This window comes from Actinomadura parmotrematis (genome assembly GCF_019458805.1).
Lineage (GTDB): Bacteria > Actinomycetota > Actinomycetes > Streptosporangiales > Streptosporangiaceae > Spirillospora > Spirillospora parmotrematis.
This window is the reverse complement of sequence record NZ_JAIBOA010000012.1, coordinates 211,882-236,798: the sequence shown is the minus strand read 5'-3', so window position 1 is coordinate 236,798 and position 24,917 is coordinate 211,882. Positions and strand designations below refer to the sequence as shown.

Annotated in this window: 26 protein-coding genes; 16 read left to right on the top strand and 10 right to left on the bottom strand. The window is 74.3% G+C overall.

Features of this window, described 5'->3' with window-relative positions; all coding sequences use genetic code 11:
- Nucleotides 1-148: 148 nt before the first annotated feature.
- The 4 genes from K1Y72_RS20290 (at nucleotide 149) to K1Y72_RS20275 (ending at nucleotide 3,879) form a co-directional block, all read left to right on the top strand.
- Nucleotides 149-1,192 carry a chaplin gene (locus tag K1Y72_RS20290; RefSeq protein ID WP_220167959.1) on the top strand — a complete coding sequence of 348 codons (1,044 nt, stop codon included), beginning with the start codon at nucleotides 149-151 and terminating at the stop codon, nucleotides 1,190-1,192.
- A 263-nt stretch (nucleotides 1,193-1,455) separates the two neighbouring features.
- Nucleotides 1,456-2,109: a class E sortase gene (locus K1Y72_RS20285; protein ID WP_220167958.1), complete on the top strand. Its 654-nt coding sequence runs from the start codon at nucleotides 1,456-1,458 to the stop codon at nucleotides 2,107-2,109.
- Nucleotides 2,110-2,150: 41 nt separating this feature from the next.
- A complete protein-coding gene (locus tag K1Y72_RS20280) occupies nucleotides 2,151-3,242 on the top strand; it encodes an adenosine deaminase (RefSeq protein WP_220167957.1) in 1,092 nt (363 codons plus the stop codon).
- A gap of 7 nt (nucleotides 3,243-3,249) precedes the next feature.
- Nucleotides 3,250-3,879, top strand: coding sequence for a PH domain-containing protein (locus K1Y72_RS20275; RefSeq protein ID WP_220167956.1), 630 nt, complete (start codon nucleotides 3,250-3,252; stop codon nucleotides 3,877-3,879).
- Between the two features lie 30 nt (nucleotides 3,880-3,909).
- On the opposite strand, the gene K1Y72_RS36425 is transcribed toward K1Y72_RS20275, so the two are convergent.
- Genes K1Y72_RS36425 through K1Y72_RS20265 form a run of 3 tightly spaced genes read right to left on the bottom strand, consistent with a single transcriptional unit; the run spans nucleotide 3,910 to nucleotide 4,969 of the window.
- The gene (locus tag K1Y72_RS36425) at nucleotides 3,910-4,044 is read right to left on the bottom strand and encodes a hypothetical protein (protein ID WP_258572940.1); all 135 of its coding nucleotides are present in this window, start codon (nucleotides 4,042-4,044) and stop codon (nucleotides 3,910-3,912) included.
- 13 nt (nucleotides 4,045-4,057) lie between these two features.
- Nucleotides 4,058-4,306, bottom strand: coding sequence for a hypothetical protein (locus K1Y72_RS20270; RefSeq protein WP_220167955.1), 249 nt, complete (start codon nucleotides 4,304-4,306; stop codon nucleotides 4,058-4,060).
- A 33-nt stretch (nucleotides 4,307-4,339) separates the two neighbouring features.
- Complete coding sequence (locus K1Y72_RS20265; RefSeq protein ID WP_258572938.1) at nucleotides 4,340-4,969, bottom strand: TetR/AcrR family transcriptional regulator; 630 nt, start codon at nucleotides 4,967-4,969, stop codon at nucleotides 4,340-4,342.
- Between the two features lie 101 nt (nucleotides 4,970-5,070).
- Here K1Y72_RS20265 and K1Y72_RS20260 point away from each other — a divergent pair, with 101 nt between their 5' ends.
- On the top strand, nucleotides 5,071-5,898 hold the full coding sequence (locus K1Y72_RS20260; RefSeq protein ID WP_220167953.1) for an SDR family oxidoreductase: 828 nt from the start codon (nucleotides 5,071-5,073) through the stop codon (nucleotides 5,896-5,898).
- A gap of 11 nt (nucleotides 5,899-5,909) precedes the next feature.
- Nucleotides 5,910-7,085, top strand: coding sequence for an NADH:flavin oxidoreductase (locus K1Y72_RS20255; RefSeq protein WP_258572936.1), 1,176 nt, complete (start codon nucleotides 5,910-5,912; stop codon nucleotides 7,083-7,085).
- 16 nt (nucleotides 7,086-7,101) lie between these two features.
- Here the strand turns inward: K1Y72_RS20255 and K1Y72_RS20250 are convergent, their stop codons facing one another.
- The 3 genes from K1Y72_RS20250 to K1Y72_RS20240 form a co-directional block, all read right to left on the bottom strand.
- Nucleotides 7,102-8,733, bottom strand: a complete 1,632-nt coding sequence (locus K1Y72_RS20250; protein WP_220167951.1) for a phospho-sugar mutase — start codon at nucleotides 8,731-8,733, stop codon at nucleotides 7,102-7,104.
- On the bottom strand, nucleotides 8,733-9,533 hold the full coding sequence (locus K1Y72_RS20245; protein ID WP_220167950.1) for a purine-nucleoside phosphorylase: 801 nt from the start codon (nucleotides 9,531-9,533) through the stop codon (nucleotides 8,733-8,735). Before K1Y72_RS20245 ends, K1Y72_RS20250 begins: the two co-directional genes overlap by 1 nt.
- A gap of 63 nt (nucleotides 9,534-9,596) precedes the next feature.
- Nucleotides 9,597-10,049: a gamma-glutamylcyclotransferase gene (locus K1Y72_RS20240; protein ID WP_220167949.1), complete on the bottom strand. Its 453-nt coding sequence runs from the start codon at nucleotides 10,047-10,049 to the stop codon at nucleotides 9,597-9,599.
- Between the two features lie 67 nt (nucleotides 10,050-10,116).
- Here K1Y72_RS20240 and K1Y72_RS20235 point away from each other — a divergent pair, with 67 nt between their 5' ends.
- Nucleotides 10,117-11,502 carry an NAD(P)H-quinone dehydrogenase gene (locus tag K1Y72_RS20235; RefSeq protein ID WP_220167948.1) on the top strand — a complete coding sequence of 462 codons (1,386 nt, stop codon included), beginning with the start codon at nucleotides 10,117-10,119 and terminating at the stop codon, nucleotides 11,500-11,502.
- 58 nt (nucleotides 11,503-11,560) lie between these two features.
- Here K1Y72_RS20235 and K1Y72_RS20230 read toward each other — a convergent pair whose 3' ends face one another.
- Nucleotides 11,561-12,934 carry a hypothetical protein gene (locus K1Y72_RS20230; protein ID WP_220167947.1) on the bottom strand — a complete coding sequence of 458 codons (1,374 nt, stop codon included), beginning with the start codon at nucleotides 12,932-12,934 and terminating at the stop codon, nucleotides 11,561-11,563.
- 173 nt (nucleotides 12,935-13,107) lie between these two features.
- Between K1Y72_RS20230 and K1Y72_RS20225 the strand changes: the two genes are divergently transcribed.
- Nucleotides 13,108-15,939, top strand: coding sequence for a hypothetical protein (locus K1Y72_RS20225; protein ID WP_220167946.1), 2,832 nt, complete (start codon nucleotides 13,108-13,110; stop codon nucleotides 15,937-15,939).
- Between the two features lie 16 nt (nucleotides 15,940-15,955).
- Here K1Y72_RS20225 and K1Y72_RS20220 read toward each other — a convergent pair whose 3' ends face one another.
- On the bottom strand, nucleotides 15,956-17,719 hold the full coding sequence (locus K1Y72_RS20220; RefSeq protein WP_220167945.1) for an acetyl/propionyl/methylcrotonyl-CoA carboxylase subunit alpha: 1,764 nt from the start codon (nucleotides 17,717-17,719) through the stop codon (nucleotides 15,956-15,958).
- Between the two features lie 186 nt (nucleotides 17,720-17,905).
- Between K1Y72_RS20220 and K1Y72_RS20215 the strand changes: the two genes are divergently transcribed.
- A complete protein-coding gene (locus tag K1Y72_RS20215; RefSeq protein ID WP_258572932.1) occupies nucleotides 17,906-18,928 on the top strand; it encodes an SPFH domain-containing protein in 1,023 nt (340 codons plus the stop codon).
- A 76-nt stretch (nucleotides 18,929-19,004) separates the two neighbouring features.
- Nucleotides 19,005-19,304, top strand: coding sequence for a hypothetical protein (locus tag K1Y72_RS20210; protein WP_220167944.1), 300 nt, complete (start codon nucleotides 19,005-19,007; stop codon nucleotides 19,302-19,304).
- A gap of 94 nt (nucleotides 19,305-19,398) precedes the next feature.
- Here K1Y72_RS20210 and K1Y72_RS20205 read toward each other — a convergent pair whose 3' ends face one another.
- Together K1Y72_RS20205 and rpmG are read right to left on the bottom strand one after the other, a co-directional pair.
- A complete protein-coding gene (locus tag K1Y72_RS20205; RefSeq protein WP_220167943.1) occupies nucleotides 19,399-19,644 on the bottom strand; it encodes a type B 50S ribosomal protein L31 in 246 nt (81 codons plus the stop codon).
- On the bottom strand, nucleotides 19,641-19,805 hold the full coding sequence (gene rpmG / locus K1Y72_RS20200; protein WP_220167942.1) for a 50S ribosomal protein L33: 165 nt from the start codon (nucleotides 19,803-19,805) through the stop codon (nucleotides 19,641-19,643). Before rpmG ends, K1Y72_RS20205 begins: the two co-directional genes overlap by 4 nt.
- Before the next feature lie 119 nt (nucleotides 19,806-19,924).
- On the opposite strand from rpmG, the gene K1Y72_RS20195 reads away from it, so the two are divergent.
- The 6 genes from K1Y72_RS20195 (at nucleotide 19,925) to K1Y72_RS20170 (ending at nucleotide 24,915) form a co-directional block, all read left to right on the top strand.
- Complete coding sequence (locus K1Y72_RS20195; RefSeq protein WP_220167941.1) at nucleotides 19,925-20,464, top strand: hypothetical protein; 540 nt, start codon at nucleotides 19,925-19,927, stop codon at nucleotides 20,462-20,464.
- Nucleotides 20,465-20,750: 286 nt separating this feature from the next.
- Entirely contained in the window at nucleotides 20,751-21,023 is a 273-nt protein-coding gene (locus tag K1Y72_RS20190) for a WXG100 family type VII secretion target (protein WP_220167940.1), read from the top strand.
- 214 nt (nucleotides 21,024-21,237) lie between these two features.
- On the top strand, nucleotides 21,238-21,477 hold the full coding sequence (locus K1Y72_RS20185) for a hypothetical protein (protein WP_220167939.1): 240 nt from the start codon (nucleotides 21,238-21,240) through the stop codon (nucleotides 21,475-21,477).
- Nucleotides 21,477-23,489, top strand: a complete 2,013-nt coding sequence (locus K1Y72_RS20180) for a hypothetical protein (RefSeq protein WP_220167938.1) — start codon at nucleotides 21,477-21,479, stop codon at nucleotides 23,487-23,489. Before K1Y72_RS20185 ends, K1Y72_RS20180 begins: the two co-directional genes overlap by 1 nt.
- Nucleotides 23,486-24,073, top strand: a complete 588-nt coding sequence (locus K1Y72_RS20175) for a hypothetical protein (protein ID WP_220167937.1) — start codon at nucleotides 23,486-23,488, stop codon at nucleotides 24,071-24,073. Before K1Y72_RS20180 ends, K1Y72_RS20175 begins: the two co-directional genes overlap by 4 nt.
- A gap of 98 nt (nucleotides 24,074-24,171) precedes the next feature.
- Nucleotides 24,172-24,915 carry a hypothetical protein gene (locus K1Y72_RS20170; protein WP_220167936.1) on the top strand — a complete coding sequence of 248 codons (744 nt, stop codon included), beginning with the start codon at nucleotides 24,172-24,174 and terminating at the stop codon, nucleotides 24,913-24,915.
- Nucleotides 24,916-24,917 lie beyond the last annotated feature (2 nt).

Here is a 24,917-nt window from a genome sequence, read left to right as displayed (position 1 = left end):
CCACGGCACCCCGGACGTCCGCGTCCCCGTGCCCCCGGCCACCCACCAGACCTGCACCGGACGCGGCGCCGCCCCCCGCGGGCGCGCCGCCCCCCTGACCGTTTCGTGACGGCAGGGACGCTCACAGAGAACGAAACAGGAGCACTCCATGAACAACTGGGCCAAGCACATCAGCCGCGCCGCCCTCGTGGCCGCCGGCGCCGTCGTCATCGGCTCCGGCCTCGGGTCCGCCGGCGCGCTCGCCGACGTCACCGACGGCACCGGCAGCGTCGGCGGCGGCAACCAGCTCAACGTCCCGGTCTCGGTCCCGGCCAACGTGAGCGGCAACGCGCTCTCGGTGCTCGGCACCTCCAAGGCCCACTCGGTCGGCGGCGCCCACGTCACCAACGTGGACCAGTCCGGCTCGATGACGACCTCGGGCAAGGGCAGCGTCCTCGGCGGCAACCAGCTGAAGGCGCCGATCTCGGCCCCGATCAACCTGTGCGGCAACGCCGTCGCGGTCGCCGGCCTCTCCAAGGCGCACTGCCACGGCTCGGCCACCGTCACCAACAGCGGCGGCGGCGCCGAGATGAAGACCTCGGGCAAGGGCAGCGTCCTCGGCGGCAACCAGGCGCAGGTGCCGATCAGCATCCCGGTCAACGTCTGCGGCAACAGCGCCGCGGTCCTCGGCGTGGCGAAGGCGCACTGCGCCGGCGGCGCGCACGTCCTCAACGAGAACGCCACGGGCGCGCAGACCAGCTCGGGCAAGGGCAGCGTCCTCGGCGGCAACCAGGCGCAGGTGCCGATCAGCGCCCCGGTGAACGTCTGCGGCAACACCGCGGGCGTCGCCGGCCTCGCCAAGGCGGGCTGCACCGGCGCCACGACCGTCAGCAACGTGACGGAGGAGGCGCTGCCCTCGACCAAGCGGAGCGCCGTCGCCGGCAAGCTGTCGGGCGCCAAGGACCGCCTCGTCGGCAAGGTCATGTCCAAGGTCCGCTCGTCCGCGCCGGCGCTGCCGTCGACCAAGCGCCTCGCCGCCGTCCGCGACGAGGACACCACGGCCCTGCAGGCCGCCGAGACGGTGCGCGGCCTGCTGCGCTCCGCCGGCGTGCCGGTGCCCGAGGACAACGGCCCCGACGGGCCCGACGTCCGCCCGCAGCTCCCGATCAAGGGCCTGCCGATGAACATCGGCGGCACCCCGGTCCTGCCGTAGCGCGGGACCCGCACTCCAGCACGATCCGGTCCGCTCCGGCGGACCGCGCACGCTCGTGACGCGCCGTCCCGGCCGGCCCGGTGGAAGGCCCGGTCCGGTCCGGGGCCGTGCGTCACGATCCCGCCGTGCGGGCGTCCGCCTTCCGGCACCGCACGGAGCGGCCCGGCCGGGGGCACCGACGGGTGCCCCCGGCCGGCGCCCGGGATCTCCCGGGCGCCGCGACCAGGGCGTTCACCAGCGAGCGTTCGACCGAGAGAGGTCTCATGTCCCACCGCAAGCCGTCCCGATCCGTCCTCCGCGGCCGCCGGGGCCGCCTCGTCCTGCTGGCGGCCGGCGGCACGGCGGCCGCCGCGCTCGCCGCGCCCGCCGCCCTGGCGCCGCGGACCGTCCCCGCGGCGCCCGCCGCCGCGCGTCCCGTCGGCGCCGTCGCCCCGGTCCTGCCCGTGGCCGCGCGGGACCGCGACGGCGAACCCTACGCGCTCATGACGTTCCCGCGGCTCTCGGTGTCCGAGCCCGTCCGCGAGGGCGTGACGGAGAGCGACCTGTGGCGCGGGGTCGGGCACTACCCGGGCACCGCGCAGGCCGGCGAGACGGGCAACGCCGTCTTCCTCGGGCACCGCACCCAGGGCGCCGCCGCGTTCGCGCGCATCAGCGCGCTGCGCCGCGGCGACCGGATCGTCGTCCGGCAGCAGGACGCGTCCTTCACCTACCGGGTGACGGGGCGCCGGATCATCTCGCCGCGGACCCGGTCCGTCCTCGCCCCCGTGCGCTTCCGGCCGGGCAGCACCCCGCACGAGGCCGTCCTCACGCTCATCACCTGCCATCCGAAGGGCAGCGACCGGCAGCGCCTCACCGTCTTCGCCGACCTCGTCGAGACCACCGGGACGCCCCGGACCGCCCCGCCCGCCGGGCGGTAATGGAGCGGCCGCCGGACGGTTCGCGCAGGTAGATTCGGAAGATGGACGAACGCCCCACTCTCGACGCCATCCGGCGCGCACCGAAGGTGCTGCTGCACGACCACCTCGACGGCGGCCTGCGGCCCGCGACCATCGTGGACCTCGCCGATCGCAGCGGCTACCGGGACCTGCCGACCGGCGACCCGGCCAAGCTCGGCGCCTGGTTCGCCGAGATGTCGAACTCCGGGTCGCTGGAGCGCTACCTGGAGACCTTCTCGCACACCGTCGGCGTCCTGCAGAACACCGAGGCGCTCGCCCGCGTCGCCTACGAGTGCGCCGAGGACCTGGCGAACGACGGCGTCGTGTACGCCGAGGTCCGCTACGCGCCCGAGCTGCACACCCGCGACGGCCTGCCGCTGGAGGAGATCGTGGAGGCCGTCCTCGACGGCTTCGCGCGCGGCGGCCGCGACCACGGGATCCGGGTCGGCGCCCTGGTCACCGCGATGCGGCACCAGGCCCGCTCGATGGAGATCGCCGAGCTGGCCGTCCGGTACCGCGACCAGGGCGTCGTCGGGTTCGACATCGCGGGCGCCGAGGCGGGCTACCCGCCCACCCGGCACCTGGACGCCTTCGAGTACCTGCAGCGCGAGAACGCGCACTTCACCATCCACGCGGGCGAGGGGTTCGGGCTCCCGTCGATCTGGCAGGCCATCCAGTGGTGCGGCGCCGACCGGCTCGGCCACGGCGTCCGCATCATCGACGACATCGACGCCTCCGGGGACGCACCCGTGCTCGGGCGGCTCGCCGCCTACGTGCGGGACAAGCGGATCCCGCTGGAGATGTGCCCGACGTCCAACCTCCAGACCGGCGCCGCCGCCTCGATCGCCGAGCACCCGATCGGGCTGCTCCGCGACCTCGGCTTCCGCGTCACCGTCAACACCGACAACCGGCTGATGAGCGGCACCTCGCTGTCGGAGGAGATGGCCCGCCTCGTCGAGGCGTTCGGCTACGGCTGGGACGACCTGCAGTGGTTCACCGTGAACGCGATGAAGTCGGCGTTCCTGGGGTTCACCGAGCGGCTGGAACTGATCAACGGCGTGATCAAGCCGGGGTTCGCCCAGCTGAAGTGGCACGGGTCGCGGCCCCTGGCATGATCTGAGGATGCTCTCGTACCGCTCCGCCCTCGCCCGCGTCCTCGGCTGGGCGTTCGTGGCGTTCGCCGTGCTCAACCTGCTCGACCTCATGGTCGGGATCACCGGCGAGCCGCGCTACGACCGGTTCTCGTTCGTGCTGGGCGCGCTGCTGCTGTTCGGCTGCGGGATCGCCTACGCGGTGGGGCTGCGGCCGGGGATCCGCGCCGACGACGCGGGGATCCTCGTCCGCAACCCGCTGCGCGACGTGCGGGCGCCCTGGCGGTCGATCCGCGAGATCAAGGGCGACGGCGCGGTGACCGTCCGGTTCGCCGGGCCGGACGGCCGCGAGCTGCTCGCCCGCGCCTGGGTGCTGCAGACGTCGCCGCGCGCCCAGCGCAAGCAGGACCAGCAGGCCGCCAAGGAGGGGCCCGCCGCCGCGCACCTGAAGGGCCGGTCGGCGACCCGGTTCGCCGCCGAGCAGCTCGACGAGGCCCGCGCCCGGCACCGCGCCCCGGCCCGGTCGGGCGCCCCCGACCGGGCCGCGAAGGCCGCCGGGCAGCAGGGCCCGGCCACCGGGACGGTCACCTGGTCGGTGCCCGCCCTCGCCGCGCTCGGCGTCCCGCTCGTCCTCGTCCTGCTGGCGCTCGTCCTGGCCTGACGCCGGGGGCCTCAGTTCGGCACCGGGGTCTCAGTTCAATACGGTGCGCCCGCTGGCGGCGCACTGGACGCCCTTGCCGCCGAGCACCCGGTTGTGCGTCTGGATGCTGCCGTTGACCACCGGGACGGTCTGGTTGCAGTCGGGGCAGCGGGTCACATCGCCCATCTGGTCTGGCTCCTCACGATCTCCGGGCCTGCCGGCGCTCCTCGCCGGAGGCGCCGCACTTGGTGCACGCGAACCCGAGCCACCGCCCGCACTCGGCGCAGCGGGGCGCGCCGAGGTCGGCCGTCTCCAGATGCGCCACCCGCTGCTCGGTGGCGGCCACGCAGCGGTCGCACCAGAGCGTCACCGTGCTGTCGGCCCGCACGGCGGCGCCGGGGGGCAGGCGGGGCGGATGGTCGTCGAACTCCGTGCCGCGCTCGGTCATGCGCCGCATCCTACGAGGGGGCGACGCCCCACGTCAGGCGGTCGGCGGGGCGGCCGGCGGCGCGGTGGGCGGGGCCGTCAGCCCGGCGGTGAGGAAGGCGGCGACGGTGGCGGCGGCGGGCGGGGCGCCGGCCGCGTCGGGGGAGGGCGCGAGGGCCCGCCCGTAGGTCTCCAGCAGCAGCGTGAAGGCGAGCCGCCAGCGCTCGGCGACCTCGCGCGCCGACAGCCCGGGCATCGCGCGGGCGAGCATCACCTCGAACGGCGCGGGCCCGAACCAGGCGGACGCGGCGGGCATCCGCCGGCCGGGCAGCACCGAGCGGGCCAGCAGGTGGCAGAGCATCCGCCCCTTCGGCGTCCGCCACAGCTCGTCGAAGGGCCCGACGATCGCGGCGGCCAGCTCGCCGATGTCGGCGGCGCCGCCCGCGCCGCAGCGGTCCGCGATCGTCCGCAGGCCGTCCGCCCAGACGGGCAGCAGCTCGCGCTCCAGCAGCGCGGTGACCAGGCCCTCGCGGGAGCCGAAGTGGTAGTGGGCGGCGCCGGGGTTCAGCCCGGCGGCGGCGTTGATGGCCCGCACCGAGACGCGGTCGGCGCCCTTCTCCAGGAACAGCCGCTCGGCGGCGTCCAGCAGCCGGTCGCGGGTGCTGCCCTGCGGGTCGTTCTCCATGCATGCCATTCCACCATAGCGGTTGATATCGGCCATCAATCAGTGATTGGTTGGCGGCGGGCAGACCTTTCCGCAAGATGTGACCGACCGAAGGGGCAGCAATGGGTGTCTACGCCGTCACCGGCACGGCCTCGGGCATGGGCGCCGCGACCGCGGCCCGGCTCGCCGCCGCCGGGCACACGGTCATCGGGGTGGACCTGAAGGACGCGCCGATCATCGCCGACATCGGCACCGCCGGCGGGCGCGCGCACGCCGCCCGCGAGATCCTCGCCGCGAGCGGCGGCGCGCTGGACGGCGCCGCCGCCATCGCGGGCGTCGGCCCGAGCCTGAAGAGCTCCGCCGACCTCGTCTCGATCAACTACTTCGGCCAGGTCGCGCTGCTGGACGCGCTGCGGCCCGCGCTCGCCGAAGGCGGCGCCGGGCGCGCCGTCGTCATCGGCTCCAACTCCGCGAGCACCGTCCCGCTCGTCGACACCTCCCTCGTGGACCTCTGCCTCGCCGGCGACGAGGCCGGCGCCCGCGAGCGCGCCGACGAGGGGCAGGCGGCGATGCCGCCGGAGATCCTCGACTACGCCCCGAGCATCGGCGCCTACGCCTCCGCCAAGCTCGCCCTCGCGCACTGGGCGCGCCGCACCGCCGTCACCCCCGAGTGGGCGCGGCAGGGCGTCACCCTCAACGTCATCGCGCCGGGCGCCGTGCTGACGCCGCTCATGACGGGCTCCACCGGCGGCGCCGCCGACCAGGACCCCGACGAGTTCCCGACGCCGATGCCGCTCGGCCGGTTCGGGCAGGCGGACGACATCGCCTTCTGGGTCGAGCAGTTCCTGAAGCCCGAGGCGGGCTTCGCGACCGGCGCGGTCCTCTACGTCGACGGCGGCACCGACGCCGCGATGCGGCCCGACGCCCAGCCCACCGCCTGGGTCCTGTGAGGAGCGCCCCGATGAGCACCCCCGACGTCTTCAGCGAGGGCCGGATCGGCCCGCTGACGCTGCGCAACCGCGTCATCAAGTCCGCGACGTTCGAGCACCGCGCCCCCGGCGCCCTCGTCAGCGACGAGCTGATCGAGTTCCACCGGCGGCACGCCGCGGGCGGCGTCGGCATGACGACCGTCGCCTACTGCGCGGTCGCGCCCGAGGGCCGCACCGAGTACGACCAGCTCTGGATGCGCCCCGAGGCGCTGCCGGGCCTCCGCCGCCTCGCCGACGCCGTGCACGCCGAGGGAGCGGCGGTGTCGGCGCAGATCGGGCACGCCGGGCCGGTCGCCGACGGCCGCTCCAACCGGGTGCCGGCGATCGCGCCGTCCCGGTCGTTCGACCCGCGCGCCATGCGGCCCGTCCGCGCGGCCACCGAGGACGACATCGCCCGCGTCACCCTCGCCCACGCCGACGCCGCCCGCCTCGCGATCGAGGCGGGCTTCGACGCCGTGGAGATCCACCTCGGGCACAACTACCTGGCCAGCGCCTTCCTCAGCCCGAAGATCAACAAGCGGGACGACGGGTACGGCGGCCCGCTGGCCAACCGCGCCAAGGTCGCGCGCGGCATCGCCCGCGCCGTCCGCGACGCCGTCGGCGACCGCATCGCGATCCTCACCAAGCTCAACATGAGCGACGGCGTCCGCGGCGGCCTGACCGTCGAGGAGAGCCTCCAGGTCGCCAAGTGGCTGGAGGAGGACGGCGGCGTCGACGCCATCGAGCTGACCGCCGGCAGCTCCCTGCTGAACCCGATGTACCTGTTCCGCGGCGACGCCCCCGTCCGCGAGTTCGCCGCGGTGTTCCCCCAGCCGCTCCGCCTCGGTATCCGCCTGACCGGCAAGAGGTTCATCCGCGAGTACCCCTACGAGGACGCCTTCCTCCTGGCGGACGCCCGCCGCTACGTCGCCGAGCTGAACCTCCCGCTCGTCCTGCTCGGCGGCGTCACGAACCGGGAGACGATGGACCTGGCGATGCGCGAGGGCTTCCAGTTCGTCGCCATGGGCCGCGCCCTCCTCCGCGAGCCCGACCTGATCAACCGCATCCGGGCCGACCCCGCGACCGAGTCCCTCTGCATCCACTGCAACAAGTGCATGCCGACGATCTTCACCCGCACCCACTGCGTCCTCGCCGACGACATCCCCTGACCCCCGGGCCGGGGGTTCAGAGGCCGAGGGCGGCCGTCAGGGAGGCCTTGAGGGCGTCCAGGGCGGCCGCGGCTCGGGTGCGGGCGGCGGGGACGTCGTCGGCGGCCGGGAGGACGACCTCCAGGTAGCACTTGAGCTTGGGCTCGGTGCCGGACGGGCGGACGACCACGCGGGCCTCGCCGGTGCGGAGGCGGAGGCCGTCGGTGGGCGGGAGGCCGCCGGCGCCGTCCGCCAGGTCCTCGACGGACGTGACGGGCCGCCCGCCCAGCTCGGCGGGCGGCTCGGCGCGCAGGCGCGCCAGGGCGCCGGTGATCAGGGACAGGTCGGCGACGCGGAAGGAGAGCTGCGCGGTCGCGTGCAGGCCGTAGCGGCGGGCCTGGTCGTCCAGCAGGCCGGCCAGGGTGCGGCCGTCCGCCTTCGCCTCGGCGGCGAGGGCGGCGGCGGTGAGGGCGGCGCCGACGCCGTCCTTGTCGTGGACGACGCCGCCGACGCTGTAGCCGAGCGCCTCCTCGTAGCCGAACACCCGGCGGTCGCCCGGACCCCCCGCCTTCATGATCCACTTGAAGCCGGTGAGGGAGACCGCGTGCCGCACCCCGTGGGCGCGCGCGATCGCCTCCAGCAGCGACGACGACACGATCGTGGTGACGACGAGCCGGTCCGCGCCGGCGGTGTGCCGGAGGACGTGCTCGGCGAGCAGCCCGCCGAGCTCGTCGCCGGTGAGCGCCCGCCAGCCGGCCGGGCCGGGGACGGCGACGGCGCAGCGGTCGGCGTCGGGGTCGTTGGCGATCGCCAGGTCGGCGCCCGATCCGGCGGCGAGCGCGAGGAGCAGGTCCATCGCGCCCGGCTCCTCGGGGTTCGGGAACGCGACGGTCGGGAAGTCGGGGTCGGGCTCGGCCTGCTCGCGGACGACGGCGGGCCGCGCGAACCCGGCCCGCTCGAACGCCGCGAGCAGCACGTCCCGGCCGACGCCGTGCAGCGCCGTGTAGGCGGTGGCGACGCCGCGCGCCGTCCCGAGCGGCAGGTCCGCCGACAGCGCGTCCAGGTAGGCGGTGACGATCTCCTCGCCGAGGACCGTCCAGCCCTCGGCGAGCGGCAGCGCGTCCACCCGCCCGACGGCGTCGATCGCCGCGGAGATCTCCGCGTCCAGCGGCGGGACGATCTGCGCGCCGTCGCCCCAGTACACCTTGTAGCCGTTGTCGCGCGGCGGGTTGTGGCTCGCGGTGACCATGACGCCGGCGGCGGCGCCGAGGTGCCGGACGGCGAACGCCAGCACGGGCGTCGGCAGCGGGCGCGGCAGCAGCCAGGCGCGGAGCCCGGCGCCCGCCATGACGGCGGCGGTGTCCAGCGCGAACCGCTCGGACCCGTGGCGCGCGTCGTAGCCGATGACGACGCCGGCGTCCGGGTCGCCGTCCGCGCGGACGCGGGCGGCGAGGCCCGCCGCGGCGCGGAGGACGGTGACGCGGTTCATCCGGTTCGGGCCCGCGCCGAGCTCGCCGCGCAGCCCGGCCGTGCCGAACTCCAGGCGGGCGCCGAACCGGTCGGCGAGCGCCGCCGCGTCGTCCAGCAGCCCTTCCAGCTCGGCGCGCGTCCCGGGGTCGGGGTCCTGCGACAGCCAGTCCTCGGCGGCCGCGCGGTGGGACGGCGCCATCAGATCTTGGGCAGCACGGACGCCAGGAGCGCCCCCATCCGGGACGCGGCGGCGTTCCCGGCGGCGAGCACCTCCTCGTGGTCCAGGTGCTGGTCCGACAGCCCGGCCGCGACGTTGGTGACCAGCGACAGCGCCAGCACCTCGGCGCCCGCCGCGCGCGCCGCGACCGTCTCCAGGACGGTGGACATGCCGACGAGGTCGGCGCCGAGGGTCCGCAGCATCCGGATCTCGGCGGGCGTCTCGTACGTCGGGCCGCGCAGCGCCGCGTAGACGCCCTCGGCGAGCGTCGGGTCGGCCTCCCTGGCGAGGGCGCGCAGCCGCGCCGAGTACGCCTCGGACAGGTCCAGGAAGGTGGCGCCGGTGAGCGGGTTCGCGCCGGTCAGGTTCAGGTGGTCGGTGATCAGCACCGGGTCGCCGACGCGCTGGTGCTCGGGCCGCAGGCCCCCCGCCGCGTTGGTCAGCACGACCGCGCGGACGCCCGCCGCCGCCGCCGTCCGCACGTTGTGCACGACCGGGTCAACGCCGAGGCCCTCGTACAGGTGGGTGCGGCCGAGGAACACGAGGACGCGGCGGCCGCCGGCCTCCAGCGCCCGGATCCGCCCCGCGTGGCCCTCGACGGCCGGCGGCGCGAAGCCCGGCAGGTCGGTCACCGGCATTTCCGCGGCGGCCTCGCCGAGCGCGTCGGCGGCCGGCACCCAGCCCGAGCCCATGACGAGCGCCACGTCGAACCCGTCGAAACCGGTGCGGGCGGTGAGGCGCTCGGCGGCCTCGCGGGCGAGTTCAAAAGCGTCGTTGCTCACGGACACGACATTACCGGCTGCGATCACCGGTTCCGGCGGCCCGTGGACGGGGCCGTCGCCGCCTCACTCGCCGATCGACGCGCAGGGCCGCGCCCGCAGCTCCTTGACGTAGTCGTCGGGCGCGCCGGCCGCCTCGGCGGCGTCGGCGAGGATGCCGAGGTAGCGGGCCGACGGCAGGCCGCCCTCGTAGTCGTCCAGCACGTACAGCCAGCAGAGGGCGTCGCCGTCGAGCGTCTGCACCCGGACCCTGATCTTGCGGTAGACGCCGAGGGCCGCGCCCTCCCAGGCGTCCAGCTCCGCCTCGTCGAAGGGCGGCACGTCGTAGATCGCGACGAAGACCTGCTCGCCGCGCGCCTCGACGACGGTGGCGAGGGCGCCCTCCCAGTGCCGGTCCCGGCCGCCGAAGGTGAGCCGCCACCCCGCCAGCCAGCCGGTGCCGCGGACCGGCGAGTGCGGGGCCCGCGAGGCCATCTGCTCGGGGTCCAGGTTGGAGGCGTACGCCGCATACAGAGCCACGTGGTGCAGGGTACGGCACCCCGGGCCGCGGGCGGGGCCACTGCCCGGTGTGATGAACAATGGAAGGGTGATGCGCATTGTGATCATTGGCGGAGGTCCCGGCGGCTACGAGGCCGCCCTCGTGGCGGCGCAGCTCGGCGCCGACGTGACCGTCGTGGAGCGCGACGGGCCGGGCGGGGCCTGCGTGCTCACCGACTGCGTGCCGTCCAAGACGCTGATCGCGACCTCGACGCGGATGTCGGTGCTGAGCGAGTCGGCGGCGCTCGGCGTCCGCTTCAACGGCGGCCCGGACGGCGACGTGGGCGGCCTGGAGGCCGACATGCGCATCGTCAACAAGCGGGTGAAGGACCTGGCCCGCGCGCAGTCCTTCGACGTCGCCGAGCGCCTCGCCTACGAGGAGGTCAAGATCGTCCGCGGGGAGGCGCGGCTGGTGGAGCCGCACGTCGTCGCGGTCGGCGACCGGCACATCCGCGCCGACGTGATCCTGCTCGCGACCGGCGCGACGCCGCGCGTGCTGCGCGGCGCCGAGCCCGACGGCGAGCGCATCCTGACCTGGCGGCAGCTCTACGACCTGCCGGAGCTGCCCGAGGAGCTGGTCGTGGTCGGGTCCGGCGTGACCGGCGCCGAGCTCGCCGGCGCCTACCTGTCGCTCGGCTCGAAGGTGACGCTCGTCTCCTCCCGCGACCGGATCCTGCCGACCGAGGACGCCGACGCCGCCTCGGTGCTCCAGGAGGTCTTCCTGCGGCGCGGCATGCGCGTCATGTCGCGGTCGCGCGCGGCGGGCGTCGAGCGGACCGGCGACGGCGTGACCGTCTCGCTGGAGGACGGCCGCAAGGTCGAGGGCTCGCACTGCCTGATGACCGTCGGCGTCGTCCCCAACACGCGCGGCATCGGCCTGGAGAAGGCCGGGGTGAAGCTGAACGCGCACGGGTTCATCGAGGTCGACAAGGTGTCGCGGACGTCGGTCCCGCACATCTACGCCTCCGGCGACTGCACCGGCGTGCTGATGCTCGCCTCCGTCGCCGGCATGCAGGGCCGCATCGCCATGTGGCACGCGCTCGGCGAGGCCGTGCAGCCGCTGAAGCTCGGCTGGGTGTCCTCCAACATCTTCACCGACCCCGAGGTCGCCTCGGTCGGCGTCAGCCAGAAGATGGTCGACTCCGGCGAGGTCAACGCCCGCACCGTCATGCTGCCGCTGTTCACCAACGCGCGCGCCAAGATGCAGGGCTTCGAGGACGGCTTCGTCAAGCTGTTCTGCCGGCCGTCGACGGGCATCGTCCTCGGCGGCGTGATCGTGGCGCCGCGCGCCAGCGAGCTGATCCTCGGCGTGTCGGTGGCGGTGCAGCAGCACCTGACGGTCGACCAGGTCGCGCACACCTTCGCCGTCTACCCGTCGCTGTCGGGCAGCATCACCGAGGCGTCGCGGCGGCTGATGACCGAGCACGCCTACTGATCGCACACGGACGCCCCGGCCCGCCGCAGCGGGACCGGGGCGTCCGTGGTTCCGAGGACTAGAAGCCGCCGAAGTCGCCGCCCCCGCCGAAGTCGCCGCCCCCGCCGAAGTCGCCCCCGCCGCCGAAGTCGCCGCCGCCGAAGTCCCAGCCTCCGCCGCCGCCGTCACCGCCGAAGTCGCCGCCGCCGCCGAAGTCGTTCCCGCCGCCGTCGAAGCCGCCGCCGTAGTAGCCGGGGCCGCCGAACCCGCCGCCGAGGGCCGAGCCGAGCAGCGTGCCGATCATCAGGCCGGAGACCAGGTCCATGCCGCCGTAGGACTGGTAGTAGCCGCCCGCGTAGGGGCCGTAGGCGGGGCCGGCGTCCCAGTACGGGTGGCGGCCGCCGTTGTAGGGCACCATGCGGATGTCGGGCTGCCCGCCGTGCAGGACGGCCTGCGCGTCGGCCGCGCAGGCCGGCACGGAGCGGGCGACGCCGCCGGGCGGCGCCCAGGTGACGTCCTGCACCGACGGGCCGTGCTGGGGGTTGAAGAAGCAGGGCGCGCGCCGCTCGGGCACCGGTTCGCCGGCGAGGCGGGCGCGGGTCGCGGTCATGTAGTAGCGGCCGTCCTCCAGCGCCGTGGTGACCTTGGTCATGTCCTCGGGGCGCTGCGCGCGCTCGGTGGCCGTCTTGGCCGCGTCGTAGGAGTTCAGGGCGCGCTCGTAGTCGGAGCGGGTCTCGGGGTCCAGGCCCTGGTCCATGACATTGAGGTCGAGGCGGGCGATGTCCTCGCCGAGCGCCGTCACGTCCTCCTGGACGCCCTCCTTCAGCTCGGCCATCCGCCGGGCCGCCCGCTCGCGCTTGCGCTTGCGGGCCATCAGGACGAGGAACACCACCAGCGCCGCCACGAAGATCAGCACGCCGAGGACGACGAACAGGCCGATCATGGTGGACCGGGAGTCGGAATCGGCCTTCTTCTCGGCCCGCTGGGTGAAGCCGATGAGCTGGTCGGCGGCCGAGGCGCCCTTGGCGCCCTGGGCGGTCAGCCGGTTGATCTCGGTGGCGCTGAGGTCCTTGGAGACCGCGTGCAGGGACTGGCCGTCCTGGGAGACCGCCACGTAGGTCTTGCCCTTGCCCACGGTGTCGGCGACGTAGACCAGCATGGCCCGGACCTCGGTGAGCGGCACGCCGTTCTTGATCACCACGGCGCGGACGTCGGCGCCGCCGGAGCCGTCCAGCGCCTGCCGCATACGGGCCTGGTCGCCGGCCGAGATCGCCGAGCCCACGTCCGACGTCACGTACAGCCGGGACGACATGAGCCCGTTGGCGATCTGGGTCTTGGTGTCGGCGCCCGCCGGGGCCGCGAACCCGAACAGCAGCGCCGCGACGGCGGCGAGGACGCCCAGCAGCGTGCCCGTCCGGCGGCCCGTGCGGCGGGACACGATCTCGGTTCTCATGATGACAGTCTGCCTCCTTACCTCTTACGACGGCTGAGCCGCACGTCCCGTTCCGCCCGGGACGTCCCGGTCCCGACCGGCCGGGGGCGGCCGGTCCGGGCGAACCCGCAGCCGCCCGGCCGCGTCTCATGGCAGCCTGAACGACCGGTTCGGAGCGCGGAGGCGGGGTGCGGATGGCCGAGGACGGCGGAGCGCTGGGGGAGATGCTCGGGCGGCTGTGGAGGCGGCCGACGTTCACCGACCGGGTGCTGCGGCGGCGCGCCGATCCGGTGCGGCCGGTCGTGCGGCTCGCCCCGGCGGGCCCGGACGCGGCTCCGGAGGCGCATCCGGCGGCGATCGTGCCCCGGCTGTCGCGGCTGCGGCCGCTCGCCCGGGTGGACGCGCACGGGCCGGACGGGGAGCCGGAGGACCCGGCGGGACGGGCCGTCGCGGCCGCGCTGCTGCCGCCGCTCGCCCGCGCCGTCGTGGAGTTCAACACCAGCGACCGGCAGCTCACCTTCACCCGCTACCGGCTCGTCGAGTGGCTCGCCGCGCTCCGGCTGGACGACCCGCCCGCCGGGGCGGCGCCGAACGGCCTGCTCGGGCTGCGCGCCGAGGCGCTCATCGCGGCCCTGCGCGCCCTGCGCTCGGGCGCCGCCAAGCCCGAGCTGCTCGGCCCCCTGGCGAGCGTGCAGGGCTGGCTGCTCGGGCTGGTCGGGATGGTCGCCGCCGCGTTCCCCCGGCTGCGCTTCTGGCTGTGGACGCGCGGCGTCCCCGGCCTCGGCCGCGAGGTGCGGTGGCTGCTGCGGCAGCCGTTCCTGGACCCGCGCGACCAGGGGCTGCTCGACTTCGCCGTCCGGCTCACCGCCGGGCAGCGCACCCCCGAGGAGCATCCCGAGCTGCTGCGGCTGCTCGCGCACGCCTTCCTGGAGGACCTGCGCGCCGCCTACCGCCGCAGCCCGTGGGAGCCCGCGACCTGGCGGCGGACGGCCCGGCCCGTCCTGGTCCTGGACAACGCCGGGACGCCGCTGCCCGGCCCGGCGGCCGACCCCGACCTGCCCGGCCTGATCACCGCCGTCCGCGCGCTGACCGGCCGCGCCGACCCGCTCGCCGTGCTGGTCGTCGAGGACGGCCCGGCGCCGGGCCTGCCGCCCGCGTCCGCCGCAGCGGTGGACGCCTGGCTCGCCGACCCGCCGCCGCGCTCCGCCGGCCGCCGGGACGCCCCGCTCGGCGAGGCGGAGGCGGCGCGCTGGACGCTGCGCCTGGCGGTGCCCGCCGCGGCCGTGGCGGAGTTCACCGCCGCGCCGCGCCCGGCGCCGCCGCGCGGCCCGTTCGCCGCCCGGCATCCGGCGGTCCCGTGGACGGCCGCCGGGGTGGCGGCGGCGCTCGCCGCCGGGGCGGTGTACACGGCGGCGCCCTGGACGGACGCGCGGCCGGCGGTCGCGTCCGGCCCGTGCGGCACGGGCGGCGCCGCGTGGCCGGCGGCGTCGGCCGAGCCCTGGACGCCACCGGGCGGCACCGCCGCCGAATGCGTCGGGTTCGCCGCCGCCGGAACCCCGTTCGGGGCGTCCGAGCGGGGCGCGCCCAGCCCGCAGCAGGCGGTGCAGGCACGGCGGCTCCGCACCGACCAAGAGCTGATCTTCAAGGAGAACGCGCGGGCCGCCGGGCTCGCCGCCGCGAACCCCGCCCGCCCCCTCGCCGGCCTCGTCTACTTCGCCGGACTCACCTCCGCGCCCGGCGACGACTACGACTCGGCCGAGGCCGAGGAGCTGGAGGGGCTGCTCGCCGCGCAGCGCCTCGCCAACGACCCGCAGAGCGGGCCGCTGCTGCGGATCGTCGTCGCCAACGGCGGCTCGCGGATGCGGGCCGCCGCCACCGTCGCCGCCCGCCTCGTCCCGCTGTTCGAGCGGGACCGGACGCTGGTCGGCGTCGTCGGCATGGACCGCAGCGTCCCCGAGGTCAAGGCCGCGATCGCGGCCCTGGCCGGGCACGACGTCCCGATCCTGGCGACGACCCTGTCCGCCGACGGCATCGGCGCCGGCCCGCACGGCACCTGGCCCGGCTACTTCCAGCTCTCGGGCACCAACAGCGACGAGGCCCGGCTGATCTACGACTACGTCCGGCTCGCCGTCCCCGAGTGGTTCCGGCGGCCCGCCCGCGACTACGCCTCCGACCGCGCGACCGAGGCCACCGCGATCCGCGTCTACCGGCCGCCGAACTCCGAACCCGACCTGTACGTGTCGACGCTGGTGGCCGACCTGCGGCGGCTCCGGCCCCGCGACCTGCCCGCGCCCCGGACCGTCACGTCCGCCGCCGGGCTCTGCCACCGGTCGTGGGTCGTGGTGTACGCGGGCCGCCACGACGTGCCCGCGGGCGCCACCGGCGACGACTTCTCGGCCTTCCTGCGCGAGATGAAGGCGTGCGGGGGACGGCAGCCGTTCATCATCGCCGCCGACGCCGTCACCCGCTTCGTCGCCGACCCGGCGCGCAGCGGCATCGGCCAGTACGGCGGCCTCAGCGTCTCCTACGTCAGCAAGGGCCTGGCGATCCTGGAGACCGGGCGCGCGTGCGTCACCGGCGGCGGCGTCCCGCGCGGCCACGACCCGGGCCTCGCGACCTTTTGCACCGCCTACCGCGCCCTCGCCGGCGACCTCGCCAAGGCGGGCGTCCGGCTGCTGTGGACGGGGGAGCGGGCCGGCCTGGCCTACGACGCCGCGGGCGTGCTGCTGCGCGCCGTCCCGCCCACGGCGCCCGCGGGCGACCGGCGCGCCGCCCTGCGGGCGATCGCCAAGGCCATCGAGACGCACCCCTTCACCGGCGTCACCGGGCCGCTCGACTACACCCGCTCGCACTTCCCGGACCAGGCCGCGCGCCGCGACCCGATGGCCGTCGTGCGGATCGCGCTCGCCGCCGACCGGCTGCCGGGCTGCGAGTTCGTCGGCGCGGGCGGCGGCCGCCCCGCCGCGCTCGGCGTCCGCCTCGGCCGCTGCGACAGCGGCGTCCGCCCGGTCCCCGCGTTCGGCTGACCGGGCGGACGGCCGCTCAGGCGTCCTTGATCTCGCAGATGACGGCGCCGCTGGACACCGTCTGGCCGACCCCGGCGGCCAGGCCGGTGACCGTTCCCGCCTTGTGGGCGGTCAGCGGCTGCTCCATCTTCATGGCCTCCAGGACGACGATGGTGTCGCCCGCCGCGACGGTCGCGCCGTCCTCGGCGACCAGCTTCACGATGGTGCCCTGCATCGGGGACACCAGCGCGTCGCCCGACGCCGCCGCGCCGCCCTTCTTGCCCGACCGGCGCTTCGCCGGGGCCGCCTTGCCGGGCGCCGCCGCCGCGGACGCGCCGAGGCCCGCCGGGAGCACGACCTCGATGCGCTTGCCGCCGACCTCGACGGTCACCCGCTCGCGCTCGCCCGCCTCGTCCTGCTCGGCGACCGCGCCGCCGTACGGCTCGATCGTGTTGTCGAACTCGGTCTCGATCCACCGCGTGTGGACGGTGAACGGCTCGTCGTCGGACGCCGGCACGAACGCCGGGTCGTCCAGGACGGCCCGGTGGAACGGCAGCACCGTCGGCATGCCGTCGACGACGAACTCGTCCAGGGCGCGGCGGGCGCGCTCCACCGCCTGCCGGCGCGTCGCGCCCGTCACGACCAGCTTGGCGATCAGGGAGTCGAACTCCTGCGGCACGGTCTGCCCGGCGACGTAGCCCGAGTCCAGGCGGACGCCCGGACCCGACGGCGGCTCCCACGCGGTCAGCGTCCCGACGGCGGGCAGGAAGCCGCGGCCGGCGTCCTCGGCGTTGAAGCGGAACTCGATCGAGTGGCCGCGCAGCTCGGGGTCGCCGTAGCCGAGCTCCTCGCCCTCGGCGACGCGGAACATCTCGCGGACGAGGTCCACGCCGGCGACCTCCTCGGTCACCGGGTGCTCGACCTGCAGGCGCGTGTTGACCTCCAGGAAGGAGATCGTGCCGTCCTGGCCGACGAGGAACTCGCAGGTCCCCGCGCCGACGTAGCCGGCCTCCTTCAGGATCGCCTTGGAGGAGGTGTACAGCAGGTCGAGCTGCCGCTCGTCCAGGTACGGCGCCGGGGCCTCCTCGACGAGCTTCTGGTGGCGGCGCTGCAGCGAGCAGTCGCGGGTCGACACCACGACGACGTTGCCGTGCCGGTCGGCGATGCACTGCGTCTCGACGTGCCGGGGCTTGTCGAGGTAGCGCTCGACGAAGCACTCGCCGCGGCCGAACGCCGCGACGGCCTCGCGGACCGCCGACTCGTACAGCTCGGCGACCTCGCCCAGCTCGCGGGCGACCTTCAGGCCGCGGCCGCCGCCGCCGAACGCCGCCTTGATCGCGATGGGCAGGCCGTGCTCCTCGGCGAACGCCACGACCTCGTCCGCGCCCGACACCGGATCCTTGGTGCCGGCGACGAGCGGCGCGCCGACCTTCTGCGCGATGTGCCGGGCCTGCACCTTGTCGCCGAGCGCGGTGATCGCGGCGGGCGGCGGGCCGATCCAGGTCAGCCCGGCGTCGATGACGGCCTGCGCGAAGTCGGCGTTCTCGGCCAGGAACCCGTAACCGGGGTGGACGGCGTCGGCGCCGGCCTCCGCCGCCACCTTCAGGATCTTGCCGATGTCCAGGTAGCTCTCGGCGGCGGAGCGGCCCTCCAGGGAGTACGCCTCGTCCGCGACCCGCACATGCAGCGCGTCGAGGTCCGGCTCGGCGTACACCGCGACACTGGCGAGCCCGGCGTCGCGGCAGGCGCGGGCAATTCGGACCGCGATCTCACCGCGGTTGGCGATCAGGACCTTGCGCACGTTGGGTCTCCTCCCTCAACCTCGCACGCAGTCTAGATAATCGCCCCGGGCGGCCCTCGGAAGACCCCGCCGTTGAGTAAGTCACCACTTGTCCGCGCCGGTCGGCGGGGTGCCCCGCGGGCCCCGCGCCGGGGCGGATCCGAACACCGGGCGCGTGCGTCAGACGCACGCGAGAGGAGAACGACCATGACCAACAAGACCCCCCGCCCGGCCCCCCGCGCCTGGGCGCGCATGCCGCGCCGCCGCACCGCGATCGTCCTCGCGGTCGTGCTCGTCGTGGTGGGGATCCCGGTGCTCGACGCGCTGTTCGGCGCCTACTCGCGGACGGGCGGCGGCGAGGTCGCGGTCGTCCGCAACGGCGGCTTCTTCGACAACAACCGGATCCGCCAGATCATCGACCCCGGCTCCGGGCGCACCTACGTCGGCCTCTACTCCAAGGTCCACAAGTACCCGGCGCAGCAGCGCTTCTACACCATCACCTCGAACTCCTCCAAGGGCGACGAGACCGGCGTCGACGTGGTGACGGTGCCGAGCTCCGACGGCGTCAACATGGGCATCGAGGGCACCCTCTACTTCACCCTCAACCTCGACCACGCCGCGCTCCGCACCTTCGACGACAAGTACGGCACCCGCAAGTTCCGCGGCGGCAGCGGCGACACCGCCTACGCCTGGGAGGGCGACGAGGGCTGGTCGGCGTTCCTGGACCAGATCGTCCGGCCCGTCATCGACAACGACCTGCGCAGCCAGGTCAACAGCTTCCGCTGCGCCGAGCTCGTCTCGTCCTGCGCCCTCGTGCAGAACACCGCGCAGGTGACGCCGGTCAGGACCGGCCAGGGCGCGCAGCCGCAGAGCAACAACGGCAACATCGCCAAGGTGCAGAACGCCATCAACACCAGCCTGGCGCAGGACCTGCAGAGCACCCTCGGCGGGAACTTCTTCACCAACATCCACTTCAACCTCGTCCGGGTCACCCTGCCGAGCAAGGTGCAGGACGCGGTGGACCGCGCGCAGGCCGCGTTCGCGCAGGTCAGCGAGGCGCAGGCGAAGGTCGCGTCGGCCAAGGCCGAGGCCGCCGCCAACAAGGCCCGCCAGGACGGCTACAACAAGTGCCCGACGTGCGCGCGGATCGAGGAGTTGAAGGCCCTCCCGCAGGGGATCACCGTCTACGCCCCGGGCAACCCGAACGGCTCGCTGTACGCGGGCAAGTAGCACGGGCAAGTAGCACGGGCGAGCCGCCCGGGCAGAGGACGCGCCGTCGGCTGGACGCGCGGGAACGGAGGCGGTCGTGCGCCTGGTCATCCTGATCGTCGCGGTGCTGCTGGTCGCCGTGGTCGCCGTCCTCGCCGTGTACGCGGCGCGGGGCGCGGCGGCCCCGGCGCCGGCCGCCCGCTGGGAGATCGCGACCGAGTCGCGGGACGGGGTGACGACCGTCGCCGTCCGGCAGGTCGCGGGCGACCGCGAGACCGGGCGGCAGGCGATCGCCGCCATCCCCGACGACAGCGCCGACTGGGAGTCGGCCTACCACGAGGCCATGGCGCGCGCCCGCTCCCGCCTCGCGGCCCTGAACAGCCAGCAGGACCCCTGAGACGCGCCGCGCCCCGCGACCGATCGAACGGCCGCGGGGCGCGGGTCTCCGGCGGCTCGCGCGACGGGGCGACGCAGCGCGGCCGGGCCGGGTACTACTTCTTGCCGTAGCGCTTGTTGAACTTCTCGACGGCGCCGGTGGTGTCCATCAGCCGGCTCTTGCCCGTGTAGAACGGGTGGCTGGCCGAGGAGACGTCCACGTCGACGACCGGGTAGGTGTTGCCGTCCTCCCACTCGACGGTGCGGTCGGTGACCGCCGTCGAGCGGGTCAGGAAGGCGAACCCCGCGGCCGGGTCGCGGAAGACGACGGGCCGGTACTCGGGGTGGATCCCCTTCTTCATCGTTCCTCCCGGTAGGTCGTGTGCGTGCGGGCGATCGGGTCGTACTTGCGCAACGCCAGCCGGTCGGGATCGTTGCGCCTGCTCTTGGTGGTCACGTAGGTGTGACCCGTGCCGGCCGTGGACCTCAGCTTGATCACCGGCCGGAGCGCGTTCCGTGCCATCGGGCCCCCTTGCTCGCTCGATCGGTCCCAACATAACGACAACCGTTTTCATTCCGGCGGGCGGGCCCCGGCCCGGTGTATCTTCGCCACGGGTCGAGACGACTCCCGCGGGGAGGGACATGAGAGGGCCGGGCAAGGCCGGGGCGGCGGTGCTGCTGGCCGCCTGCGCGCTCCTCGCGCCGTCCTCCACCCCGCACCGGGACCGCCCCTTCGTGGACGCCGAGACCACCCACCAGCTCGTCGCCGCCGCCCGCACCCTCCTGCAGCTGCGCTCCAGCGCGCTCGTCGAGCGCGGGCACCACGAGCGGCGGCCGCCCGCCGAGATCCTCGGCGTGGTGATCTCCCCGCGCGTCGCGCAGGCGCAGGAGCGCGCCGTCCAGGAGCTGGAGACCCGCAACCGCGCCCCCGTCGCGGGCGGCCCGCCCTACCTGGACGTGCGGACCACCCTCGGCGACGGCCGGGCGGTCCGGCGCGGCGACCGCATCACCCTGGAGGCGACCGAGCGCACCGCCGCCCGCTACCGGACCGGCGAGCTCACCCAGTCCGTCCGGCGCCGCTTCGACTTCGCCGCCGTCGGCACCCGCCTCGTCCTCATCGGCGAGGGCCTGCTCGATCCGGGCGCGCGGCCGCTGAACGACCCCGTCGGGCAAGATCGCTGAAACTCTTTTCTTCAGATGGCGGTAATTGGATCAACGGTCCGGGCGGAGAATTCCTTGACGCCGCGTCATGTCGGCCGGTAAAAGAACTCCGGAGAGTGACGCCCGCCGCCCCGATGGCCGCATCCGGCCACCGTTCCGGCGTGCGGGGACGCGTCCCGGCGGGCCTCCGGACCTGGATTCCGGTGATCGATGGGGCGTAGGCTGGCGCCATTCTGCAAAAGGCACGACCTGAGAACGATCCCGTCAGAAGACGTCGCCCGCGGGCGAGAATCGAAAGGGTCAAGCGATGAGCGGTGACAAGAGGGGCGCCAACATCGGCGAGCTCGAAGAGCTCTCCCGCATGTTCAGCAAGCACTCCAAGAACCTGGACGCGCTCATCAAGGACCTCAACGGCCGCACCGTGAGCAGCAGCGCCGCCTGGTGGGGCCCCGGCGCCGACCGCTTCCGCTCCGCGTGGGCCGAGGCCAAGACCGCCTTCGACAAGATGGCCCTCGCCCTGGAGCAGGGCAGCCAGGACATCAAGCGCTCCCAGCAGAACATCGAGGCGGCCACCCGCTAGCCGCCCCCGGCGCGCTCGACGCGCCCCCAGGACCGCGGGTCCCGGCCCATCCCCCCGAGGCCGGGGCCCGCTCCATTCCCCCTTCCCGCCTCCGGCTCCCCGCACCGGACCTCCGCCCCATCCCGCCCGCTCGCGGTACGTCACGATCGCGTCACCCGACGTGCGCGGACCGCGATCCTCGGGCAGGCTCACGACGACCCCCGAGGGAGGCGACGTGGACGAGGCCGAGATCTTCCGGCTGCAACTCCTGCTCAGCCGGATCGGCACCCTCGCCGAGCAGTACGGCGACCTGCTGGCCGGCCCGCGCCGCGCGATGGACGACCACGCCTGGGTCGGACCGTCCGCCGGCGGCTTCGGATCCCGCCTGAGCGGCGGCGAGCGCGCCCTGAAGGCGCAGCTCGGCAAGGCCCACGACCTCATCGAGGCGCGGCTGCGCCGCGGCCCGATGCTCTGATGGGCGCCGACGACTGGCTCGCGCCGGGCACCTGCGGCGTCAAGCTCGCCGAGTTCGACCAGCTGACCCGGCAGATGTCCCGGGCCGCGCCCGGCCTGTCCACCCTCGCCGACCAGCTCTGGCAGGCGCTGCACAGCGCGGGCGTCAGCACCGCCCCGGCCGAGGAGATCCGCCGCCTCGCCGCCTGGGCCGCCGAGGCGTCCACCGACCTGCGCCGCCGCAACGTCCTGGCGCACGACCTGGACCACGAGTCGCCCGCCCTCAAGACCTGCCTCCCCGGCGGTACCTACCTCACCCTCCCGGACAGGTACTCGGACCAGACCGCCTACATGGAGGGCCGCCGCATCGCGGCGCGCCTCGGGCGCGGCGCGTCCCCGGGCATCACCGCCGCCGACCTCACCCCCGCCCTCGCCCGCGGCCTCCTCGACGCCCTCGGCCCCGCCGCGATGCTCGACCTGGCCCGCCGCGCCGGCGCCCACGCCGCCGCGAACCCCGGCGACGTCCGCCTGAACGCCGACACCAGGGCCCTCCACGCCCTGCTCGGCCGCGGCCTGGCCCTCACCACCGACCCGCACGGCCCGTCCTACGTCGGCGACCCGTTCCTGACCGCCCTCACCGCCGCCGGCCGCGCCACGTCCCCGCCCCGCAGCGCGCCCCCGGCGGGCTGGGCGGGCTACCAGACGCTGTCGACCCTGATCGGCGCGTCCGGCGCCCGCTTCTCCCCGGCCTTCTTCGCCCGCGTCGGCAGCGACATGATCGCCTTCGACAGCACCGTCCGCCACGACGGCCGCCCGCCCCTGCCCGACCTCACCCCGGGCCACGACCACCTGATCAACCTCCTCGACGCCGCCGCCCGCTCCGGCCCCGCCGCGGCCCAAGCCCTGCTGTCCCACCAAGCGATGGGCCCCTTCCCGAAGGGCTGGACGAACACCACCGGCCCCAACTACCGCTACCTCCTGCACGACCGCCGCGACCAGTGGGCGCGGAGCGACCACGGCGCCGCCCTCGGCCGCGCCATCCAGACCGCCACCACCGGCCAGGACCCCGAGTCCACCCGCCTCACCTTCGCCCTCGGCAAAACCCTCGCCACCGACGCCAAGGGCTACTTCGAGGTCGGCAAGGACGGACACTTGGAGATCAAGGGACACGACGACGCAGGACTCGACGCCATGTCCGGGGTGCGCCAGGCGATGGCCATGGCGCTCGCCAAGCACATCATCAAAGTCAACGACATCTTTCAGGCTTCCGGCAACAATGCTACGGACACAGGAACTCCCATGTCGGATGTGGACATGGACTACCTGCTGCTTTACGTAGCACGCGATTCCGCTTCTTTTACGACGCTGCTCAATGCTCAGACGGCCCATGCGAAGGTGGTGATCGATCAAGCCGTTGCGCGCGATTCTCGCTATATGGTCGACGTCGTCGATCCGGAGGGAAAGATGTTCGGTCACTTGTTGGAGGCCCGGACTCAGAACCTCTGGGCGGAGAAGGCGCGCGTCGATCAGGTCAACGATGAGCTTCGCTCGAATGTCGAAATGGGTGTCGGCCTTTTCTCGCCGCAGAATCCGATCAGTGACGTTCCGGTGGCCGGCAAGGCGGTCGATATCGCACTCGAACTTTCGGTGGAGAGCGCACGTAAGCAGATCGTCGATCTGATCGTCCGGCAGCGAGAGGAGGGGGCGAAGGTATGGGTCACCGCGCCTACGACCGACGGTGAGGCCTTGGAAAAGCTCTTTAGTCAGTTGATCCTCTCCTCTATTGTCGCTCATGGCCGGTACGCGCACCGCAACATCGCGGGGGCTTCATTCGCCACGCCGGGTCCGCATCCGAAGATTAAACCCGTCGCTTCAATGACGCCGACAGAATTTATTTCGTTCCTGCGGTGGGCGGGGGAAAATTCTGATTCCAATCACCTCTCTTCAGCGTTCGCCGACGCTGCAGATCAAGGCAGGCGCCGGGCATCCGGCCATTATGTCGGCGTTGATGGTGTGCCGGGCGCTCGGCCATGAGACGACTTCTCGCCGGCCAGCTCTTGTTCGTGGTGATGTTGGCGTCCGGCTGCCAAGGGAAAAGCATAGTTCATGAACCGACTACCGCGCCTGCGCGCTTGATTTTGGATGCCGCGCCCTACCTGTGCGATCTGGTTCCAGAGCATTCTTTTCGTGAGGTGAGCGGTGTGGCAGGGTCGCTTGCCGGGCGTTGGGATGGGCATCAGACGGATTATGGCTTGTGTCTTGCCTGGGGGGCGCAAAATTCCGCGCTACTCGGCATTAGCTGGTCGTACAACGATGGCGAACAGGTCATTGAGCGGCAAGAAAAGGCGTGGCTGGGTGGCTCGGGACGTTCCCCTGTCCGCAGGCTGCCACCGGAACTGGGGCGCGGGCTGGCCGTCAGTCGTTTCACTCTTGGCGGTGATCAACGTCCGAATTACGTGATCGCGCTGTTCAAATGCGGTGGGCGGGCCACGTGGATCAGTATTGATATTCCGCCTGTTGTGCGCGGGCGGGATGCGTTGGGTGATCTTGTGGAGTTCATGCGGATTGCTGAGCGGCGGTTCGGGGAGTTGCATCGCTGTACGCCTCGGCCCTCTTGATACCGGCGGAGGGGCTGGCGCGGGGTGGGCGGTGGCGGAGGATGAGGCGTGTTGCGGGCGGGGGCCTGGTCGCGCTGGGGGTCTGCGCCGTTCTATCGGTGCCGTTGCTGCTGTGGCCGTTCGGGCTCGAGATGGCGCTCGACCGGGCGTGGATGCCCCGGCCGCCGTCGCTGCCGCTCGTTGTCGGGGTGGCGGTGGTGTGCGGGGTGGCGTGCCTCGGGGGCGGGGCGGCGAGCGCGGTCAGGGGGCGGCGGGCGTTCGGGGCGGGGCTGGTGCTCGGGTGGGGGACAGCCGCGGTGGTGAGTTCGGGGTGGCTGGTCGGGCTGGCGCCCGTGCTCTATGACCCGGCGGCCATGTACCGCCCCTATGTCGACGTGTTCAGCCGTATGGACGCCGCGACCGCCAGTCGTCGGGCGGAGGCCGAGCTCGGCGCCGTGATCGGCCCGCAAAGGACGCCGGCGCCGGTGGTCGCGCGGAGCCGCGTGGGCGGCTGCTGGCGCTACGACAAGGCGCGCCGTTCGCTCGTCGAGCCGCCCGGCAGCGGCGTCCTGCTGTACCGGACGGTCCTGCCCGCGCCGCCCGGTCACGGGCAGGACGAGGTGGAGCGCATCGCCGTCCGCCTCCAGGACGGCCGCCGCCCCACCGGCCGCGACTACGAGACCGCCTTCCGCACCGAGGACGGCTTCGTCGTGCAGCTCCTCGCCGCCGGGGACGACGGCGGCGTGACCGTCACCGTCCGCTCGCCCTGCCTCCAGCACCTCCGTCACCTCCAGGACGTCCCCGGTGCGGCCCCGCCCCGCGCCGCACCGCCACCCCCTGACCGCCCGGTCACCATCCGTTGAGT

Excerpts from the sequence above, each read along its gene's own strand:
- K1Y72_RS20195 (WP_220167941.1), top strand. The coding sequence starts at position 19,925 with ATGAGAGGGCCGGGCAAGGCCGGGGCGGCGGTGCTGCTGGCCGCCTGC.
- K1Y72_RS20180 (WP_220167938.1), top strand. The coding sequence starts at position 21,477 with ATGGGCGCCGACGACTGGCTCGCGCCGGGCACCTGCGGCGTCAAGCTC.
- K1Y72_RS20260 (WP_220167953.1), top strand. The coding sequence starts at position 5,071 with ATGGGTGTCTACGCCGTCACCGGCACGGCCTCGGGCATGGGCGCCGCG.
- K1Y72_RS20255 (WP_258572936.1), top strand. The coding sequence starts at position 5,910 with ATGAGCACCCCCGACGTCTTCAGCGAGGGCCGGATCGGCCCGCTGACG.
- K1Y72_RS20280 (WP_220167957.1), top strand. The coding sequence starts at position 2,151 with ATGGACGAACGCCCCACTCTCGACGCCATCCGGCGCGCACCGAAGGTG.
- K1Y72_RS20190 (WP_220167940.1), top strand. The coding sequence starts at position 20,751 with ATGAGCGGTGACAAGAGGGGCGCCAACATCGGCGAGCTCGAAGAGCTC.
- K1Y72_RS36425 (WP_258572940.1), bottom strand. The coding sequence starts at position 4,044 with ATGGGCGATGTGACCCGCTGCCCCGACTGCAACCAGACCGTCCCGGTG.
- K1Y72_RS20225 (WP_220167946.1), top strand. The coding sequence starts at position 13,108 with ATGGCCGAGGACGGCGGAGCGCTGGGGGAGATGCTCGGGCGGCTGTGG.
- K1Y72_RS20175 (WP_220167937.1), top strand. The coding sequence starts at position 23,486 with ATGAGACGACTTCTCGCCGGCCAGCTCTTGTTCGTGGTGATGTTGGCG.
- K1Y72_RS20215 (WP_258572932.1), top strand. The coding sequence starts at position 17,906 with ATGACCAACAAGACCCCCCGCCCGGCCCCCCGCGCCTGGGCGCGCATG.
- K1Y72_RS20205 (WP_220167943.1), bottom strand. The coding sequence starts at position 19,644 with ATGAAGAAGGGGATCCACCCCGAGTACCGGCCCGTCGTCTTCCGCGAC.
- rpmG (WP_220167942.1), bottom strand. The coding sequence starts at position 19,805 with ATGGCACGGAACGCGCTCCGGCCGGTGATCAAGCTGAGGTCCACGGCC.
- K1Y72_RS20270 (WP_220167955.1), bottom strand. The coding sequence starts at position 4,306 with ATGACCGAGCGCGGCACGGAGTTCGACGACCATCCGCCCCGCCTGCCC.
- K1Y72_RS20265 (WP_258572938.1), bottom strand. The coding sequence starts at position 4,969 with ATGGAGAACGACCCGCAGGGCAGCACCCGCGACCGGCTGCTGGACGCC.
- K1Y72_RS20275 (WP_220167956.1), top strand. The coding sequence starts at position 3,250 with ATGCTCTCGTACCGCTCCGCCCTCGCCCGCGTCCTCGGCTGGGCGTTC.
- K1Y72_RS20285 (WP_220167958.1), top strand. The coding sequence starts at position 1,456 with ATGTCCCACCGCAAGCCGTCCCGATCCGTCCTCCGCGGCCGCCGGGGC.
- K1Y72_RS20250 (WP_220167951.1), bottom strand. The coding sequence starts at position 8,733 with ATGGCGCCGTCCCACCGCGCGGCCGCCGAGGACTGGCTGTCGCAGGAC.
- K1Y72_RS20230 (WP_220167947.1), bottom strand. The coding sequence starts at position 12,934 with ATGAGAACCGAGATCGTGTCCCGCCGCACGGGCCGCCGGACGGGCACG.
- K1Y72_RS20290 (WP_220167959.1), top strand. The coding sequence starts at position 149 with ATGAACAACTGGGCCAAGCACATCAGCCGCGCCGCCCTCGTGGCCGCC.